Genomic DNA, 18,854 nt, shown 5'->3' with positions numbered 1-18,854 from the left:
AGCCGGCAACCGCATCGTTGTCCGTCAGGGCATTGCCCACCACAGCAGGAGCATCATCTTCGCCCACCGTGTAGGTGTTGTCTTCTGCAAGCGGTGCGTCGTTCACACCGTTGATGGTGATCGTCAGGGTCGATACTGCGGTGTCACCATCAGAGTCGGTCAGGACATAGCTGTAGGTTTCAACAACCGATTCGCCCACGCCTAGGCCTTGCACGACGGGGTTGGTGTTATCCAGGGCATAGGAGTAGGTGCCGTCCGGATTCAGAGAAATCGTTCCGTAGCTGCCCACCGCCGGGGTGCTGCCATCCAGCGCCACGGTGTTCTCGGCGCCAGTGCCGTTGCCATCGGTATCGTTGATGCTGATGTCGCCAGTGACGCTGGCAGCATCTTCAAAGATCGAATTGGTGTCAGGGTTGGCCACTGGCACCTTGTTCACGTACACGTCGACCGTGTCGGTCTCGTAGCGGATCGCCGCGCCCCACAGGTCCAGGTTGTTGACATTGACCGCGGCATCACCTGTGTCGGCACCGCTGTAGGTCAGGTTGACGCTCTGCGGCGCGCGCAGGTCTGCGTACTGAACCACAAACGTATGGGCGCCTGGACCCAGGGTCACCGTAGCAGTCGCCTCTGTCGAGTAGGCGCTGGTCGTCACAACCACATTCCCATCAACGATCAGACGGGCCACATTGTCGGCAGTCAGTCCGAATGTGTACGTATCGCCTTCGAGAACGAGAAATTCGCCTGACCATGCGACCACGTTTTCGGGGTCGGTATCGGATTGTTCATCCTGGATCAGCAGGCCATCGTCCTCGCTGATCCCCGGTGTCCATCCTGTACCGTCCGGCGTCGTGGTAGGGAAGCCCGCGGGGAAGACGGTGTCGAATATCGGGCTGTCTGTTGTCGGGTTGACCGTCCAGTACTCGTAGTTGAACCCTTCGTCAATGGTCGCTACCGTATAGGTGAAGCTATCGGCTCCGCCAAATCCCGTGTCCGGGGTGTACGTGATGGTCGTGCCATCCGTGGCCACGGCTACGCTGCCATTGGAGGGCGTACTGGCGTCAACGACCCACGCTGGCCCCTCGAAACTGTCATTGTCCATCGGCGTGATGTCGACTGGCGTGTTCTCAGCCGTGGTCACACTGTCCGGATTGGTGTCGTCGACGGGCGTGATGTCGATCGCCACGCGGTCCACCACAAGGTAGGTGCCGTCGGTGGTGTTGAGGTTGACCGCACCTGCACCATTGTTGTCAGAGGTTGGCTGGTAAACCAGACCATTCAACGCCGCATTGATATCAGCTGCACTGCCCGTCATGATGATGGCAGCGTCATCCGTGCCGTCGCCTCGCGTCAGCGTCAGGCCTGCCGTACCACTCAGAGAAACCGTACCCTGCTCGGACCACACCGTGACGGTCAGCGTCTGCCCATCGTTGTCCACGACCTGGAGCGCGTTACCGTTGGCATTGCTGAACGTCACCGAGTCATCTTCCGCAACGGTCTGGGCAGGCGGGACGTTGTTCACAGGAGGACGAACCACACCAAAATCGATATTGGTGTGGTTTTGACCGATACGGGTGACATCGCCGTTGGCGTTGACTGCACCACCAGCACTCGTGTACTGGTACTGCGCGCCAAGCGCTCCAGCCGTGTCGGTCACGCGCACGATGTAGTGGCCGGGCAAAATGCCTGTGAACGTGTATTGCCCGCTGGCGTTTGTGGTATCCGTCGCCAGAGTGGCTTCACCTGCATCGACCACGCCGTTGTTGTTGACGTCGTTGATGAGCTCAACCGTCACGTTGGCAATGCCCGACTCGCCTGCGTCCTGTACGCCGTTTCCGTTGGCATCGGCATACACGCTGTCGCCAATGGAGCCAGTCGGGGGCGTCCAGCCTGCGGCGTCAAACACAGCGCCAAGAGGTGTCGTGCCATTGGTAGTGATGTTGATGGCCGAGCCGATCAGGGCGCCAGTGACCGGGTTGAACTGCTGAATGGTCGACCCGACGAGGAAGTTGGCGTTGACACCACCGACAGCATCGCTGTGCGCCGCCTGTGTGTTGTTGGTCGTGAAGATGTCCTGCGAGACTGTGTTGGTGACAGAAGTACCATCCGCGCTCAACACATAACGAACGATGTTGACTCCACCTCCGGCAATACCATCGGAACTGACCAGCGAGTTGGTCTCGGAGTCGTAGCCGAGGTCACCCCAGTCGTTACCCGTGATCTCGCCCACCAGAATGGATGCATTGCCGGCGATCGTGCGTCCGTCAGCAGAGAGGGTGACCCTGTAGATCGTGTCGTTGGAGACGGTCCCGGCGTTGTTGCCGCCCTGGTTGTTCTCCACCCCCATGTAGAGGTATCCGTTGTTGAACACGGCTGCACCACTGGCCAGGCCGGTGTTTCCACCACTGACGATACTGATGCCATTGTTGGTGACGTTGGTGTCAACAACAAAGATGCGGTCGGCAACATAGTCATAGGCGTACAGCGCCCGGTTGGCGTCATTTCGCCATTCCAGCGTGAAGTAGATGAGGCCATTGCTCTGATCCACTGCAAGCGAGTTCAGGCCATTGAAGCCAGAGGTTGGAACGGTGACCGAAGCGGAGTTGTCCCAGGTGAACACCTGGCCGGAGGTGGGGAACGTCGTCAGAATCGTTGCCACGCCAGTGGTGGCATCAATGCTGTAGATGGAGTAGTCGTATACAGCCAGAAACGCGCCTGTGCCGTTGTTGACCTGAGTGGTCAGCAATCCAGCCCATGCGGTGGCTTCGATGGTCTCGGTTTCAATCGTGCCGTCAGCGTTCTGAACCTCGAGCACCCAGTCGCCGCCGAGCACATCCAGTCCGGTATCGTCGCTGGAGGCGACCACATCGGCGCCTGTGGCGTCAGCCAGCATGTTGACAAAATCCTGGCCAGCACTGCCCGCCCCCACATCGCAGCCGTAAAGAAGAATGTCGGCGTCTTCCGACAACGCAGCACTGATGATCTCCAGCTCATCTGCATACGCGTCCTGCATGGTGGCTGTCGTCAGCTCGCCCGAGCCGAGATCCAGTTGGCCGGCGCTACCGTGGCTGATGATGTGAACAGCATCCACCCCGGTACGACCGCCGAGAACTTCTGCCATCTGCTCAATGCCATCGCGATCGGCATCGAGCACATAGATTTCACCTGGGTGATCGGCAAGATCATCGACGATGTCTTCAGCGACAGCATCGACAAAAATGATCTCGACGCGCTCTTCCTCGGAATCGGTCACGCTCTCGGTCTCGGCCAGCTCACCTTCTTCCAGGTCGGATTGCTCGGTTGCCTCAAGCTCTTCGCCGGATTCAGTGGCCTCGTCCCCTGCAACGGCTGCTTCGGCATCTGTCTCGCCGATCATGGCGTCCGCTTCTTCTGCGGCCTCAACAGTCACAGCATCGGCAGCAGGCTCGCCCGCAGCGGTATCGGCTGACGCAGAGGTGCTTGCTTCTTCGGATGTCGCAGCCTGGTCTTCTTCAGCAACGGCTGGAGCAACCACAACCGGCGCTACGGGCTCGTCTGCAGCGGCGTCTTCGACCAGCAAGTCCTGCGTGTCAAAACCGCTGTCATCCGCCTGCGCCTCAACCATCGTGGCCGGCAAGGCAGCATCGAACACAATCCGGGGCTCCAGCGCAAGCTGGCTGCCTCCAGCACTCCTTTGGGGCGCGCGCTTGGCACGTCGCGAACTGGATACCTTTCGACCCCCAGAATGCGCAGTCTCTGCTGCGGCAACGTAGGTCCCGAGAGTTTCATTCCAAACGGATTTGTAGGTCTTGTTCATGCTTATGGCTGAAGACTTGACGCACCGTACCCAGTTCAGGGGATGGGCTGGTACAAAAGTGGTAATTCGAAGAGCGTACCAGACTTGCAAGATATGTAGCAGTTCCGACAGCTCTGTGACAGGCTCGATGTTACCTGCTTATGTAACAAAACGCACTATGTATCACAACGCGCGTTAATGTAATCGTTCAGCAAGTCACACGTTTACCCGCTATTTTCCGCATTTTCGACCTATGCGGACGCTCTTGTAATACTTGCTAGATAGCATTTAAGTATTAGCGCATCTCACCATGCGAGGCAACAGCAGGATCGCCTCCGCATTGGACGGCGAGTAGCAGCGATCTGCGGCGTCCAGCCAAGGCAGCCATTCCTGCGCCACATGTTCCGAGGGGCTGAGCCGGCAATTGACACGCCTGGGGAGTTGCAGGCCAAACACCCTCTCCCGGTTGCTCCAGACGCCCGGTTCGTAGCGGTGCAGCCATGCTGGATAGATGGCGTAGACGTTCTCCAGATACCAGTCCTGGAGGCTGGCTGCAGAACCGAGTGGGTCAATCCCCGTCTCTTCCCGGACCTCCCTGGCAGCGGCACACATGAACGACTCCTGCGGCCAGTCCTTGGAGCCCGTCACCGATTGCCAGAAGCCTGCCGTATCGGCTCGCTCCATCAGCAACACGTCCAGGTCAGTCGTGTAGATGACCACAAGCACAGACTCGGGAATCTTGTACATGGCCAAAAAGTCGCTTCAGCGGGTTTCACCTGGTTACATCGAGACACAACCACCCCACAAGAAGAAAGGGTGCCGGAGGGCACCCTTTCTTCCTTCCTGGATCACGCCTTGCGTGATCAGGCTTGTTTGACGGCTTCCGGATTACGCAAGCGAATGTGCAGCTCGCGAAGCTGCTTCTCGTCGACAATGCTCGGCGCCTGCGTCAGCAAACATTGTGCACGCTGGGTCTTCGGGAATGCAATCACATCGCGAATGGACTCCGCGCCGGTCATCAAGGTCACGACCCTATCCAGGCCAAAAGCAAGGCCGCCATGCGGTGGCGCACCGTACTGCAGCGCATCCAGCAGGAAGCCAAACTTGGACTGCGCCTCTTCTTCAGAGATGTTCAGGGCATTGAACACCTTTTGCTGTACTTCAGCACGGTGAATACGCACCGACCCGCCACCAATTTCCCAGCCATTGAGAACCATGTCATAGCCCTTGGCCTGGCACTTATCAGGCGCTGAGCTCAAGAAATCCTCGTGACCGTCCTTCGGTGACGTGAACGGATGGTGCATGGCTGACCAGCGATTTTCCTCTTCGTCGAATTCGAACATCGGGAAATCCACCACCCACATTGGTGCCCAGCGGTCTTCGAAGAGGCCATTTTTCTTGCCCAGCTCGCTGTGACCAATCTTCAGACGCAACGCGCCAATGGCATCGTTGACGACCTTGGCCTTGTCTGCCCCGAAGAAGATGATGTCGCCGTCTTGCGCATTGGTTCGCTTGAGAATCTCGTCGATGGCCGTGTCATGCAAGTTCTTCACGATCGGGCTCTGCAGGCCGTCCCGCCCTTTGCCTGTCTCGTTGACCTTGATCCATGCAAGACCCTTTGCACCGTAGATCTTCACAAACTCGGTGTAGCCATCGATTTCGCCCCGGCTCATCTCGGCGCCACCCCGCACACAAAGTGCAGCCACCCGGCCGTTGCCCATTTGCGCAGGTCCGCTGAAGACCTTGAAGTCCACATCGGCCATCACGTCCGTCAGCTCGGTCAATTCCAGCTTGACACGCAGGTCCGGCTTATCGGAGCCAAATCGTTGCATCGCCTCGGCAAAAGGCATGACGGGGAAGTCGCCCAGGTCCACGTCCAGAACGTTCTTGAAGACGGTCTTGATCATGCCCTGGAACATGTCACGAATCTCCTGCTCGCCCAGGAACGAGGTCTCGATATCGATCTGAGTGAACTCGGGCTGGCGGTCAGCACGCAAGTCTTCATCACGGAAGCACTTGGTGATCTGGTAGTAGCGGTCAAAGCCAGAGACCATCAACAACTGTTTGAACAGCTGTGGCGACTGCGGCAGCGCGAAGAAGTGCCCGTCGTGCACTCGGCTTGGCACCAGGTAGTCGCGAGCGCCCTCTGGCGTGCTCTTGGTCAGCATGGGGGTTTCGATGTCCACAAACCCATTGGCATCCAGGAACTTGCGAACCTCCATCGAGACGCGATAACGCAGCATCAGGTTGCGCTGCATATGCGGACGACGAAGGTCGAGCACGCGGTGCGTCAGGCGCGTGGTTTCGGATAGATTCTCGTCATCGAGCTGGAAGGCTGGCGTCACGGAAGGATTGAGCACTGTCAGCTCATGGCACAAGACCTCGATCTTGCCGCTCTTGAGGGAATCGTTGGTGGTGCCTTCCGGACGTGCACGCACAACCCCTTTGACCTGAATGCAGAACTCATTGCGGATGTCTTCCGCAATCTTGAACATCTCGGGCCGGTCCGGGTCACAAACCACTTGGACATAGCCTTCGCGGTCTCGCAGGTCAATGAAGATCACGCCACCGTGGTCACGACGGCGGTTGACCCACCCACAGAGGGAGACGCTTTGGCCCAATCGCTCTTCGGTAACCAGTCCACAATATTCGGTACGCATTGACATAGGATTTCTCAACATTTGTTCAGTCAGACTTGAACCGGTCTGCCGTCTCTCGGCCGGCCGGGGGGCCAAGGTCACTTCGTGCCATTGGCCCTGTGCATGCAAGCGGCATCAGTGGCATCCGCAGGATGAGCCGCACCCTCCGGCAGACGCTGCCGCGGAGCTCGCACTGCCGCTGGCCGCTTCACTCTTGCCCTTGTTCTCGGTTTTGGCACTCGAGGCTTCGGCCGAAGCGGGAGCACTTTCTCCCGACCCACCGTCCGCAGAAGTTGCATTGGCGCCTGAAGACGATCCGCCGCGAAAATCCGTGGCGTACCAGCCTGAACCCTTGAGCTGGAAGCCGGCAGCTGTCAGTTGCTTGCGGAATGCGTCGGCACCGCACGAGGGGCACACCGTCAACGGTGCATCGGACATCTTTTGCAGCACGTCCTTGGCATGGCCACAGGATTCGCACTTATAGGCGTAGATTGGCATGGTGAGATCGGATGCCTGGACGCATCAGATCCAGGCACAGATGCCTTTTGACCTGATCCAGGCGCCTGGCTGGAAGGCTAAGTGAGGAAAACCCTAAATTATAGGTTGGGGCTCGCCATTCGTGTGCAACGGAAGCTTGCGCCACTCACCAAAGGCGAATACGGATGAGTATCTGACTGACGACAAGGCCCAACATGAACCCCAGCCCGGAGAAAATCAAGCCGTAGAGCAGCTTGTTGGTTCTGCGCTGCTCCTTGAGCAAAGCGCGCATCTCGGCACGCACGTCGTCGGGGCGATCCCTCAGATAGTCATGCACCAGGCGAGGCAGCAGGGGCAGCAATTTGGCGTACTGCGGCGCTTCTGCCTTAAGCTGTTGCAGCAATTTTTGTGGCCCTACCTGCTCCATCATCCATTTTTCAAGAAATGGCTTGGCCGTGCTCCACAAATCCAGTTCCGGATCAAGCTGGCGCCCCAAGCCCTCGATGTTGAGCAATGTCTTTTGCAACAGCACCAGCTGGGGCTGAATCTCCACATGGAACCGCCGAGATGTCTGAAACAGGCGCATGAGCACCATTCCCAGGGAAATTTCTTTCAGGGGTCGGTCAAAATAAGGCTCGCAGACGGCACGAATGGCCGACTCGAGCTCATCCACCCGGGTCTCGGCTGGCACCCATCCGCTTTCGATGTGCAACTCTGCGACCCTCTTGTAGTCGCGGCGGAAGAAGGCGGTGAAGTTCTGCGCCAGGTACTCTTTGTCGAACTCCGTCAAAGTACCGACGATACCGAAGTCAAGCGAAATGTACTGACCGAAAGTCCTGGGGTCGGTGCTGACCTGGATATTGCCAGGGTGCATGTCCGCATGGAAAAACCCGTCGCGAAAGACCTGCGTGAAGAAAATCGTCACCCCATCCCGAGCCAACCTGGGTATGTCGACACCTTTGTCGCGCAGCGTCTGAAACTGGTTGATCGGCACACCATTCATACGCTCCATCACCAGCACATCATCACGGCAGTAGTCCCAGTACATCTCCGGAATCAGCACCAGGTCCAGGCCAGCCATGTTTCGACGCAACTGAGCGGCATTTGACGCCTCGCGCAACAAATCCAGCTCGTCGTGGAGATACTTGTCGAACTCGTCTACGACCTCTTGTGGCTTGAGGCGTTTGCCGTCGACAGAGAGTTTCTCTACCCAGCGGGCCGCCGTGCGCATGAGGTCCACATCTTTGTCGATGACCGGCCTCATGTTCGGGCGCAGGACTTTGACCGCGACCTGCTTGCCAGCATGCGGCCCTTCCCTGAGCACCGCAAAATGCACTTGGGCTATGGACGCACTGGCCACCGGCGTCTTGTCAAAGGAAGAGAACACAGCGTCCAGAGGCTTGCCCAGTGCCCGTTCGACCGTTGCCACCGAGATTTCGCTGGAAAATGGCGGCACCCTGTCTTGCAGCAAGGCAAGCTCGTCAGCAATGTCCGGCGGCAAGAGGTCTCGCCGGGTAGAGAGGACCTGACCAAACTTCACGAAGATGGGGCCGAGCCGCTCCAGCGCCTCCCTCAAGCGCTGCCCCCGCGGCTTGTCGAGATTCCTGCCGATGGAGACCACTCGGGTCAGCAACCTCAGCCAAGGGTGCTTGAAACTGGACAGAACCAGTTCGTCCAGGCCATGCCGCAGCGCAACCCATGCAATGAACGCGCTGCGAAAAATTCGGCTCATCCCTGGCTACCAGGGTTGCCGGACGATGGCCGTCCCGTTGATGCGACACTCGGCGTTTTCGCCAGGAAAGAGCGCAGACCGTGCACGATCTGCCGGCCGACGCTGGCCATCTTGTGAGCGGGACCATCTCCCATGATCCGCGACAGGTCTTCTTCCACGTCCCAGCGGACGTTATCCACCAGCCAGGCGACTTCCGCAGCCAGTTGCACATCGCCCTGAATGTCGACGGCCGGCCTGTCTCCTTCTGCCAATGTTCTGGCCATGGAAAACGGATTTTGCTCAGTCAGGACCACGGCCAGATCGTTCCGTTCGCCCTCGTGCGCAAGCTCGAGCAAGCCTGCAGCAGTTGGAGATAGCGTCAGAAAGATGTCCCCCCACGAGGCACGAACCCTCTTCCCAGCCTGCCGGCGCAAGCGCTCCATGGCCTGAGGTTCTTGCTGAAGCACATGGTTGAGAAACAGAACGATGCGGTTCTGCATTTCGGAAACCACCCACTGCGGAGGCTTCAATGCGGATTTCAAACTGCTCAGCAAACCGCTGGCACCGCTTCCCGATATGCTCATCATCTGCTCCTCGTCAACGGATAGCCTGTACGTCCGCCACCAGCCATGGGGACTCGCTGCCTTTTTGGCGCTGCATCTCCCACAACTCCCGGAACGGCCCTGGGCCTGCGGCGGCTTCGTCCTTACTCATGCCCGAGAACTCCACGGTTGCACACCAGAGTTCACCTCTGTCCCGAAGCTGAATCAGCTGCGCCTGAACGTTGTATATCTCGGTTTTCGACACCTTGGCACCCTCTTGCGCGCGCTGCGTCAGCTGCTGTTCGAGTTGATCAAGCATCGACGGAACCAAACGCGCCCTCAGGTCGTCGACCTCCCCGTTGTCCCACGCAGACTGAAGAGAGCGGAAACTCTGCTGGCAGTCATTCAAAAAGGCCTGGCGGTCAAATCCTTCGGGTACTGACTCCGCTCCATTGACGTCCCGGTTTGCCTGCGCCACAGCCGTGGCCAGGCCGGACGATTTTTCGCTGGCCGAAGAAACCGGCACTTGCTCCCACGGCCTGGCTGAAGCATCGTTGCCAACGTTCTGAGGACTGTATGACCTGGGTGTCACCGGATCGAATTGCGAATGCCCGGAGCCCTCCGGCGGCCTCTCACTCTTGCTGCGTAGCACGAATCCAAGCACGGCCAGAACAGCCAGCACCACCGCGCCAACCACCCACATGACCATGGGCGAATCGCCCGTGGTAACGGTCTGTCCATCCTGTGACCACGCGTGCGTGGCAAGAACCCCGCCAATGGTCACGACTGCGCAAACCTTACCTGCGCCCAGCCATCGGCCAACCCCATGACCCATTGCTCTCAATGCACGCGCCACACTCAGCATTTGATCCCCATGTGGAGCGCCACGACACCAGCGCTCAGGTTATGCACGTCAACGTGCCCAAAGCCAGCTGATTTCATCATCTGGCGAAGCGTTTCCTGGTCGGGATGCATGCGAATGGACTCCGCCAGGTACCTGTAACTGTCTTCATCCTTGGCAACCCATTTACCCAGTTTTGGCAGGATGCTGAACGAATACCAGTCATAGGCCTTCTCCAGGGGCTTGGCTACCTTGGAGAACTCCAGCACCAGCAGCTTCCCACCTGGCTTGAGAACACGCTGCATCTCGGCAAGCGCCTTGTCCTTGTGCGTCATGTTGCGCAATCCAAATGCGACCGTCACGATGTTGAAAGTGCCATCCGGAAACGGCAGCTTCTCCGCATCGCAAACCAGGCTGGGCAACAGTGCGCCTTCATTGAGCAGGCGATCTCGCCCCTGGCGAAGCATGGCCTCGTTGATGTCCGTATGCACCACCTTCCCTGTCGGTCCGACCTTGCGAGAAAACGCAAGCGACAAGTCACCCGTGCCACCGGCAATATCAAGCACCTGATCTCCAGCCTTGGGGTTGGCAACCTCAATGGTGTAACGCTTCCAGAATCGATGCAGGCCCGCTGACATGAGATCGTTCATCACGTCATACCTTGACGCTACGGAATCGAACACGCCACGCACTCGGCGAGCCTTGTCCTTCTCGTCAACCGTCTCATAGCCAAAATGCGTATCTGCCATGACCAGCTCCAATCAATGCTTCAATGGCTGCCGCAGGACTTGGCCGAAGGCTCAGGCATGGGGTCGTCTCGCTGTACCCCGGCCTCTCCAAGGCGCTTTTCATAGTCCTGCCAAAGCTCGTCCTGCTTGCTGCCCAGGACGTAGAGGTAATCCCAACCAAAGATCCCTGTGTCATGGCCGTCCGAGAAGGTGGGCTGAACCGCGTAGTTGCCCACAGCTTCCAGACCAACAATGTCGACATGACGCTTGCCGGTCTGCAGTACCTCCTGCCCCGGACCATGGCCTTTAACTTCGGCTGAGGGCGAATACACGCGCATCAGTTCGAACGGAATCCTGAAATGCGCCCCATCCGAGAAAGCAATTTCAAGCACTTTTGACTGATTGTGTACCGTGATGTCAGTCGGCAATCTCTGCTGGCTGTCTGCAGCTGCATTCATTTCGTGCCTCACTCCTTCTGGTGCATGTGTCACACCAACACGCGCTCGATTCCGCCTGCATTGGCGCGAGCCACGTACGACTCCAGCCAGTCTGCACCCAGGATCTCCCGCGCCATTTCAACCACGATGTAATCGGCCTCCAGCAGGCCGTTGCCAAGGTCGTCCCTGTAGCGCGACAGACCCTGCAAGCAGCTCGGGCAAGACGTCAGGATCTTCATGTTGCCTTGCTCAGGCACCAGGCCAGAATCCCGCAACTGCTTTTCACCTTTGCGAATCTCCGCCTCCTTGCGAAAGCGCACCTGCGTCGATACATCCGGCCGTGTCACGCCAAGCGTGCCGGACTCCCCGCAACAGCGGTCACTCTTGACGACATTGGGCCCCACTAGCGACTTGACGGTCTCCATGGGCTCCCGCTGCTTCATCGGCGAGTGGCAAGGGTCATGATAGAGGTAGCCGCCCTCGGAGCCTGCAAGGGTGATGTTCTTCTCCAACAGGTACTCGTGGATGTCAACAATTCGGCAGCCCGGGAAGATCTTCTCGAACTCGTACCCCTGCAACTGGTCGAAGCAAGTGCCACAGCTGACAACCACTGTCTTGATGTCGAGGTAATTCAGTGTGTTGGCCACCCGATGGAACAGCACGCGGTTGTCGGTGATGATCTGATCGGCCTTCTCGAACTGCCCGCTGCCCCGCTGCGGGTATCCGCAGCACAGATACCCTGGAGGCAAGACGGTCTGAACGCCGGCATGCCAAAGCATGGCCTGCGTCGCCAGGCCCACCTGACTGAACAGTCGCTCAGATCCACAGCCTGGAAAATAGAAAACTGCCTCCGACTCACCGGTCGTTTTCGCCGGGTCGCGAATGATGGGCACGTAGTCCTTGTCTTCAATGTCCAGCAAGGCCCTCGCCGTCTTCTTGGGCAGGCCTCCCGGCATCTTCTTGTTCACGAAGTGGATGACCTGCTCGCGCAGAGGCGCTGGACCAAGCGTCGCTGGTGGCGCACTGGTCTGCTTGCGTGCGGCGAGTTTCAGCGTCTCGTTGGCAAATCGCTGCGCCTTGAAGCCCACATCCACCATCGCCGTTCGCATGGCCTTGATGGTTTGCGGATTGGTTGCATTGAGAAAGAACATCGCCGCGGCATTGCCCGGGCGGAAGCTCTTTTGCCCCATCTTGCGCAACAGATTGCGCATGTTCATGGATACATCGCCGAAGTCGATGTTCACCGGGCAAGGCGAGAGGCACTTGTGACACACAGTGCAGTGGTCCGCCACGTCCTCAAATTCTTCCCAATGCTTGATGCTGATACCACGGCGCGTCTGTTCTTCGTACAGGAATGCCTCGACCAGCAAAGAGGTCGCCAGAATCTTGTTGCGGGGGCTGTACAGCAGGTTGGCACCTGGCACATGGGTCGAGCAGACAGGCTTGCACTTTCCGCAGCGCAGGCAGTCCTTGACCGAATCGGCAATGGCACCAATGTCGCTCTGCTGCATGATCAGGGATTCATGCCCCATCAGCCCAAAGCTGGGCGTATAGGCCTCCGAGAGATCTGAGGAGCGCACCTTTTCCCCACCGAGGGTCAGCCCCGCATGTGCTTCGCCGCGCAACAGTTTGCCCCGGTTGAAGCGACCCTGAGGGTCCACCTGAGCCTTGTACTGCGCAAACGGCGCCAGCTCCTCGTCGCTGAGGAACTCAAGCTTGGTGATGCCAATCCCGTGTTCGCCAGAGATAACCCCTCCCAGGCTGCGCGCCAGAACCATGATCCGCGCCACCGCTTCATGCGCGGTTTGCAGCATCTCATAGTTGTCGCTGTTGACAGGAATGTTGGTGTGAACGTTTCCATCCCCAGCATGCATGTGCAGCGCCACCCACACACGCCCCTTCAGAACACGCTGATGGATAGCATTGCACTCCAGCAGAATGGGCGCGAACGCTGCGCCGCTGAAAATGTGCTGCAGCGGAGCCCTCAGCTGCGTTTTCCAGCTGGCTCTCAGCCGGTGGTCCTGCAACTCCTCAAAATGCACACTGATGTTCTGGAGCCAGCCAGCCCAAATGGAGCGGACTTCATCGACCAGTGCCAGCGCCTGCTGCACACGGTCCTCCAGCCACTCGGCACTGGGGATTCCGCTGGCATCGTCAGTCTTGCCCAATGGCAAGTTGCCCTTCTGAAAGTAAGACGACAGCTCATCGCACAGCTTTAGCTTGTTGCGAAGAGAAAGCTCGATGTTGATGCGTTCAATTCCCAGTGTGTACTCCCCCATCCGGGGCAGCGGGATGACAACGTCTTCGTTGATCTTGAAAGCATTGGTATGCCGGCTGATCGCGGCGGTGCGCTTGCGGTCCAGCCAGAACTTCTTGCGCGCCTCCGGGCTGACCGCAACAAAGCCCTCACCCGACCGCCCGTTGGCCATGCGGACCACCTCGCTGGCAGCCCTGGCCACGGCATCTGCATCGTCTCCCACGATGTCCCCGATCAACACCATCTTGGGCAGAGTTCCCCGCTTGCTCTTGGTGGTGTAGCCTACTGCCTTCAGGTATCGGTCATCCAGATGCTCCAGTCCGGCCAGCACTGTGCCCGAGCGCTTTTGCTCGGCAAACATGAAGTCCTTGATCTCGACAATGGATGGAACACCATCCTTGGGATTGCCGAAAAACTCCAGGCACACCGTGCGCGTGTGCGCCGGCATGCGATGAACCACCCAGCGCGCGCTGGTGATCAGCCCATCACACCCCTCCTTCTGCACGCCTGGCAGCCCGCTGAGGAACTTGTCTGTGACGTCCTTGCCAAGACCTTCTTTGCGAAACTTGGCGCCTGGAATCTCAAGACGCTCGGTCTTCAGGACAGTCTTGCCATCGGCGTCAAGAAACTTCAACTCGAAAGTGGCCAACTCGGCGTCGTGGATCTTCCCCAGGTTGTGATCCAGGCGTGTCACTTCCAGCCACTGTGCGTCAGGAGTGACCATGCGCCAGCTGACCAGGTTGTCCAGCGCCGTTCCCCAAAGAACCGCTTTCTTGCCGCCAGCGTTCATGGCGATGTTTCCGCCGACACAGGAAGCTTCCGCACTGGTGGGATCGACAGCGAACACATACCCTGCCCGTTCAGCCGCATCGGCCACCCTTTGGGTGACCACGCCTGCCTCCGTCCAGACCGTGGCAACCGGCGCGTCATGTCCTCCAATTTCCTGGAGCTCGACTTCGGTCATATCCTCGAGCTTCTCGGTGTTGATCACCACGCTCTTCCATGTCAGAGGAATGGCTCCGCCTGTGTACCCCGTGCCACCTCCACGAGGGATGATGGTCAGACCAAGATCGATACAGCCTTTCACCAGGTGCACCATCTCGGCTTCGGTGGCCGGTGTCAGAACCACAAACGGGTACTCCACACGCCAGTCGGTCGCGTCCGTCACATGCGACACGCGCGAGAGGCCGTCGAATTTGATGTTGTCTTTTGCAGTGAGCCGTCCGAGAACACTCACCGTCCGCTGCCGCAGCTCGGCCATTTCATCAAATGCGCGGGCAAATCGCTCTACCGACGCCTTCGCTGCGGTCAAGAGCTCACCAACCAGCGCGTCGCGCCCGGCATCAGCGTCTGGCGTCCTGCGCTTCTCTACCTCGACAAGTCGATGATGCAATGCCTCCACCAGAGCGCGACGCCTGCCCGGATTGTCCAGAAGGTCATCCTGCAGATAGGGGTTGCGTTGTACGACCCATACGTCACCCAGAACCTCGTAGAGCATTCGTGCAGAACGCCCCGTGCGCCGCTCGCCACGCAGTTCCTCAAGCAACTGCCAGGAGCGCCCGCCAAGAAGCCTCGAGACGATTTCCCGGTCCGAAAACGAGGTGTAGTTGTACGGAATTTCACGCACGCGCGGCACATCCGCCACGGTGGTATTTGGGGTCAAAAGAGGGTTGGGAGCGTTCATGTGAGAGCAATTCGCCAGCAGGCAATGCTGAACCCTAGATGGTACCGCAGCACACATAGTCCCACGACTCGCCCGGAAACTGGCACACTCTTTTCAACATCAACCTGGAGGCTCAAATGAGCTCAAGCCCCAAGGCACCCCCACAATTGGCCAGCGCGTGGCCTTACCCTCGGTGGATTGCGCACCGCGGCGCTGGAAAACTCGCGCCGGAGAACACACTGGCAGCCATCCGCCAGGGTGCCGAGCTGGGCTATCGGATGTTCGAATGCGATGTTCGAGTCAGCCGCGATGGCGTCGCATTTCTTCAACACGACAGCTCATTGCGCCGCACTACCGGACGAAAAGGACTGGCAACGCATCGATCCTGGCCAGAACTGTCGCAGCTTGACGCCGGAACCTGGCACTCGCCTGAACATGCCGGGGAGCCCATAGCCAGCCTGGCCGGGGTGGCCCGCTACTGCCTGGCCAACAATCTCTGTCTGAACATCGAGATCAAAGCGTCCGCGCGAGATGGCTTGGCCAGTGGCCGCCATATTGCCCAAGAGGCCAGTAGCTACTGGCGATTAAGGCCTGACCTCCCGCCACCACTGATCACCTCCTTCGAGCCTCTGGCGCTGGAAGGTGCACGGGAAGCCGCTCCTGATCTGCCACGAGGCTTGCTGCTGAGCAGGCGGCATCGCCACTGGCGCAAGACCGCCGGGAAACTCGGCTGCATCGCGGTCATTCCCCATCACGCCCTGATCAACCAAAAGCTGATGGATGAGGCCCATGCGGATGGATTGAAAGTACTGTCCTATACCGTCAACGAGGCCGCAGAGGCCACACGGCTGGCGCTGCTGGGTGTGGATGGCCTCATCACGGACGAGGTAAAGAAATTTCTCCCCGCCTCTTGGCCTTCTGCGGAACCTGTCCCTACGAACGCCTGACCCGCCTGGTCTTCTTGGGTTGCCGGTGGGCCCTCTGTTCCCACCCCCAAAGCAATGTGCCTTGCGCCAGCGCCAGGAGCGCGTAAGTGGCCATTCGGCCGTCGCGGGAAAACAGCAGCAGACCGACCACCAAGACCGCCGCACCAACTGCAAAAAGCAAAGCAAAGCGCCTGCCATAACCTGCGAACAGGCCCGCTTGACGGGGCCCGACAGGAATCAGGGCCAGTATGCCTGCCGTCACCAGCGCGGGGGCGAGAAAATTCCCAAAATGAACCAAGAAGGCTGAAATCGTCATATCAGTGCTGGCTCAGGCCAGGCAACCGCCAAAACACAATACAAAAGCAGTAACGGCGAGTGTACGCCCACCTTGCTGGCAATTTTATAATCTGGCGTATGGCTGTTTGGGCGCTTGGCATCAATCATGAAACTGCTCCGCTGGATTTGCGGGGGCGGTTTGCGTTCGCGCTCGACCAGATTCATCCTACTCTGACTGGCTATCGGGAGAGCATAGCCCGCCGGCCTGAAGCGGCACTGTTGTCTACATGCAACCGTACAGAGCTCTATGGCGCCGGAGATCAGGCATCTGTCGAACCCACACTGGACTGGCTGGCCAGCACCGGAGGTGTCAGTGCGCACGTTTTGCGTGACCACGCCTACATCCTGCGTGAAGACCAGGCAGCCCGCCACGCGTTTCGTGTGGCCAGCGGACTGGACAGCATGGTGCTGGGAGAGCCGCAGATTCTGGGGCAACTCAAAGATGCCGTCAGGGCCGCCGAAGCGGCCGGAGCCCTGGGAACGACGCTTCACCAGATGTTCCAGCGCTCCTTTGCCGTGGCCAAACAGGTGCGAACGTCCACGGACATTGGTGCCCACTCGATCAGCATGACGGCAGCCGCCGTCCGCTTGGCCGGCCAGCTGTTCGAGAACCTCAAAGACATTCATGTCCTGTTTGTCGGAGCCGGCGAGATGATCGAGCTTGCGGCAACACATTTCGCGGCGAAGGCGCCCAAGTCCATAGCGATCGCCAATCGCACGCTGGAGCGAGGCGAGAAGCTGGCCAACAGGTTCAGTGCTGACGCCATCCGCCTGTCAGATATACCGGACAGGCTCCACGAATACGACGCGGTGATCAGCTGTACTGCCAGCAGCCTTCCCATCATCGGCCTGGGCGCTGTCGAACGGGCGCTCAAGCAACGCAAGCACCGTCCTCTGTTCATGGTTGACCTTGCAGTCCCGCGCGACATCGAGCCCGAAGTCAAAGACCTCAACGACGTGTACCTCTACACCGTTGACGACCTGGCAAAAGTTGTCCAGACCGGCAAGAGCAACCGGCAAGCGGCAGTGGCGCAGGCGGAAGCCATCATCGACGCTGGCGTCCAGTCATTCATGCACTGGATGGAACAACGTGACCCTTCTCAGGGCGTTGTCCCGCTGATTCGCCAGATCAATGCGCAAACAGATGCCTGGCGAGCAACCGAGATCCAGCGCGCCCGGCGCCTGCTCGCCAAAGGGGAGCCGGTGGAGGCGGTCCTGGAAGCACTGTCCAAGGGACTCACCCAAAAGATGCTGCACGGCACGCTGGCAGAGTTGCACACCGGTGACAGCGCAACCCGTGCCGCCACTGCACAGACGGTCTCCAGGCTCTTCCTGCGCGACAAGTCTTAGGGGCTGTTCTCCTGACTGAGAACAACCGCGGCCATGCGTCCGCACAACTGAACCCGACCCCCGCCCGTCATGAAGCCATTTGTTAGAGACTCTCTTCTGCGCCAGCGCGTTCGACTGCACGAACTTGACGCCCTGCTTTCAGCGCCAGACGTCGTCAACGACCGAGACCGGTTTCGCGCGCTCAGCCGCGAGCATTCCGACGCTGCGGAAATGGTCGAGGCGTTCAACCGCTACGAGCAGTACGAAGCCGACTTGGCCACAGCCACAGACATGGCCTCCGACCCGGAGCTGGCCGACATGGCACAGGAGGAAGCGGAGACAGCTCGATCAGAGATGGCCAGCCTCGAGCAAACCCTGGAGTTGATGCTGATTCCACGAGACCCTGATGACGAGCGCAATGCGTTCCTGGAAATCAGGGCCGGCACCGGCGGCGACGAGTCCGCACTGTTCGCAGGAGACCTGGCACGCATGTACACGCGGTTTGCAGAGTCACGTGGGTGGCAGGTGGAGACCATCAGCGAGTCTGCTGGTGAAGTCGGCGGCTACAAGGAAATTGTGCTTCGAGTAGCCGGACGCCAGGACGGCGCAGGCGTTTACGGTCAGCTCCGGTTTGAATCCGGGGGGCACAGAGTACAGCGCGTACCGGCGACCGAGACTCAAGGCAGGATCCACACCAGCGCTGCCACTGTCGCCGTGATGCCCGAACCGGACGAAGCGCAGGCCGTCCAGCTCAATCCCGCAGAGCTGCGCATCGACACGTTTCGAGCCAGCGGCGCAGGTGGCCAGCACATCAACAAAACGGATTCTGCCGTCCGTGTCACTCACCTTCCGTCGGGCATCACCGCAGAATGCCAGGATGGACGGTCGCAGCACAGCAACAAGGCCAAAGCCCTGCAAGTCCTGGCCGCCCGCCTTCAGGAAATCGAGAGAAGCGAACGCGCCGCCAAAGAGGCCGCTACACGAAAGGGACTGATCGGTTCAGGCGACCGTAGCGACAGAATTCGAACCTACAACTTTCCGCAAGGACGTCTGACGGATCACCGCATCAACCTCACCCTGTACAAACTCGAGCGCGTGATGGAGGGTGAGATTGGCGAGGTCATCGAGGCCCTCAAACTCGCGCGCGGCGCGCAAGAAATGGCCGCGCTCGAGTCTTCTCACCACACGGCATAGCA

Annotated in this window: 13 protein-coding genes and 1 pseudogene; 3 read left to right on the top strand and 11 right to left on the bottom strand. The window is 59.2% G+C overall.

Translation table 11 applies throughout. The annotated features are described in order from the left end of the window. The 11 genes and pseudogenes from ABWV89_RS16545 to ABWV89_RS16495 all read right to left on the bottom strand — a co-directional run. The coding region (locus ABWV89_RS16545; RefSeq protein WP_353399317.1) for a DUF4347 domain-containing protein at nucleotides 1–3,628 on the bottom strand (3,628 nt) is incomplete at its 3' end. Between the two features lie 36 nt (nucleotides 3,629–3,664). Beyond that, nucleotides 3,665–3,793: pseudogene (locus ABWV89_RS16540) on the bottom strand (ESPR domain-containing protein); the annotation flags it as partial. 267 nt (nucleotides 3,794–4,060) lie between these two features. Continuing rightward, nucleotides 4,061–4,519 carry a dihydroneopterin triphosphate diphosphatase gene (gene nudB, locus ABWV89_RS16535; RefSeq protein WP_353399239.1) on the bottom strand — a complete coding sequence of 153 codons (459 nt, stop codon included), beginning with the start codon at nucleotides 4,517–4,519 and terminating at the stop codon, nucleotides 4,061–4,063. A 116-nt stretch (nucleotides 4,520–4,635) separates the two neighbouring features. Next, entirely contained in the window at nucleotides 4,636–6,438 is a 1,803-nt protein-coding gene (gene aspS / locus ABWV89_RS16530; protein WP_353399236.1) for an aspartate--tRNA ligase, read from the bottom strand. Between the two features lie 108 nt (nucleotides 6,439–6,546). Next, nucleotides 6,547–6,909, bottom strand: coding sequence for an FmdB family zinc ribbon protein (locus ABWV89_RS16525; RefSeq protein WP_353399233.1), 363 nt, complete (start codon nucleotides 6,907–6,909; stop codon nucleotides 6,547–6,549). 145 nt (nucleotides 6,910–7,054) lie between these two features. Continuing rightward, nucleotides 7,055–8,620 (bottom strand): ubiquinone biosynthesis regulatory protein kinase UbiB, encoded by a 1,566-nt coding sequence (gene ubiB, locus ABWV89_RS16520; protein WP_353399230.1) that lies wholly within the window; start codon nucleotides 8,618–8,620, stop codon nucleotides 7,055–7,057. Then, complete coding sequence (locus tag ABWV89_RS16515; protein ID WP_353399227.1) at nucleotides 8,617–9,186, bottom strand: ubiquinone biosynthesis accessory factor UbiJ; 570 nt, start codon at nucleotides 9,184–9,186, stop codon at nucleotides 8,617–8,619. Before ABWV89_RS16515 ends, ubiB begins: the two co-directional genes overlap by 4 nt. Nucleotides 9,187–9,196: 10 nt before the next feature. Beyond that, nucleotides 9,197–9,976: a Tim44 domain-containing protein gene (locus ABWV89_RS16510; RefSeq protein WP_353399224.1), complete on the bottom strand. Its 780-nt coding sequence runs from the start codon at nucleotides 9,974–9,976 to the stop codon at nucleotides 9,197–9,199. A gap of 23 nt (nucleotides 9,977–9,999) precedes the next feature. Continuing rightward, nucleotides 10,000–10,731, bottom strand: a complete 732-nt coding sequence (gene ubiE, locus ABWV89_RS16505; RefSeq protein WP_353399221.1) for a bifunctional demethylmenaquinone methyltransferase/2-methoxy-6-polyprenyl-1,4-benzoquinol methylase UbiE — start codon at nucleotides 10,729–10,731, stop codon at nucleotides 10,000–10,002. Nucleotides 10,732–10,751: 20 nt separating this feature from the next. Then, nucleotides 10,752–11,168: a gamma-butyrobetaine hydroxylase family protein gene (locus tag ABWV89_RS16500; RefSeq protein WP_353399218.1), complete on the bottom strand. Its 417-nt coding sequence runs from the start codon at nucleotides 11,166–11,168 to the stop codon at nucleotides 10,752–10,754. A 29-nt stretch (nucleotides 11,169–11,197) separates the two neighbouring features. Further along, nucleotides 11,198–15,088, bottom strand: coding sequence for a DUF3683 domain-containing protein (locus ABWV89_RS16495; protein ID WP_353399215.1), 3,891 nt, complete (start codon nucleotides 15,086–15,088; stop codon nucleotides 11,198–11,200). A 116-nt stretch (nucleotides 15,089–15,204) separates the two neighbouring features. Here ABWV89_RS16495 and ugpQ point away from each other — a divergent pair, with 116 nt between their 5' ends. From ugpQ to prfA, 3 genes are all read left to right on the top strand, one after another. After that, entirely contained in the window at nucleotides 15,205–16,014 is an 810-nt protein-coding gene (ugpQ, locus tag ABWV89_RS16490) for a glycerophosphodiester phosphodiesterase (RefSeq protein WP_353399212.1), read from the top strand. 393 nt (nucleotides 16,015–16,407) lie between these two features. Beyond that, the gene (hemA, locus tag ABWV89_RS16485) at nucleotides 16,408–17,679 is read left to right on the top strand and encodes a glutamyl-tRNA reductase (protein ID WP_353399209.1); all 1,272 of its coding nucleotides are present in this window, start codon (nucleotides 16,408–16,410) and stop codon (nucleotides 17,677–17,679) included. Nucleotides 17,680–17,748: 69 nt separating this feature from the next. Beyond that, nucleotides 17,749–18,852 (top strand): peptide chain release factor 1, encoded by a 1,104-nt coding sequence (gene prfA, locus ABWV89_RS16480; RefSeq protein ID WP_353399206.1) that lies wholly within the window; start codon nucleotides 17,749–17,751, stop codon nucleotides 18,850–18,852. The last annotated feature ends 2 nt before the right edge of the window (nucleotides 18,853–18,854 follow it).

Source organism: Hydrogenophaga sp. 5NK40-0174 (assembly GCF_040372165.1).
Lineage (GTDB): Bacteria > Pseudomonadota > Gammaproteobacteria > Burkholderiales > Burkholderiaceae_C > Hydrogenophaga.
This window is presented reverse-complemented; position numbering and strand designations above follow the sequence as displayed.

Coding starts and splice junctions, on each gene's coding strand:
- prfA (WP_353399206.1), top strand. CDS start 17,749: ATGAAGCCATTTGTTAGAGACTCTCTTCTGCGCCAGCGCGTTCGACTG.
- aspS (WP_353399236.1), bottom strand. CDS start 6,438: ATGTCAATGCGTACCGAATATTGTGGACTGGTTACCGAAGAGCGATTG.
- ABWV89_RS16495 (WP_353399215.1), bottom strand. CDS start 15,088: ATGAACGCTCCCAACCCTCTTTTGACCCCAAATACCACCGTGGCGGAT.
- ABWV89_RS16510 (WP_353399224.1), bottom strand. CDS start 9,976: ATGGGTCATGGGGTTGGCCGATGGCTGGGCGCAGGTAAGGTTTGCGCA.
- nudB (WP_353399239.1), bottom strand. CDS start 4,519: ATGTACAAGATTCCCGAGTCTGTGCTTGTGGTCATCTACACGACTGAC.
- ABWV89_RS16525 (WP_353399233.1), bottom strand. CDS start 6,909: ATGCCAATCTACGCCTATAAGTGCGAATCCTGTGGCCATGCCAAGGAC.
- ABWV89_RS16515 (WP_353399227.1), bottom strand. CDS start 9,186: ATGATGAGCATATCGGGAAGCGGTGCCAGCGGTTTGCTGAGCAGTTTG.
- ABWV89_RS16500 (WP_353399218.1), bottom strand. CDS start 11,168: ATGAATGCAGCTGCAGACAGCCAGCAGAGATTGCCGACTGACATCACG.
- ugpQ (WP_353399212.1), top strand. CDS start 15,205: ATGAGCTCAAGCCCCAAGGCACCCCCACAATTGGCCAGCGCGTGGCCT.
- ubiE (WP_353399221.1), bottom strand. CDS start 10,731: ATGGCAGATACGCATTTTGGCTATGAGACGGTTGACGAGAAGGACAAG.
- ubiB (WP_353399230.1), bottom strand. CDS start 8,620: ATGAGCCGAATTTTTCGCAGCGCGTTCATTGCATGGGTTGCGCTGCGG.
- hemA (WP_353399209.1), top strand. CDS start 16,408: ATGGCTGTTTGGGCGCTTGGCATCAATCATGAAACTGCTCCGCTGGAT.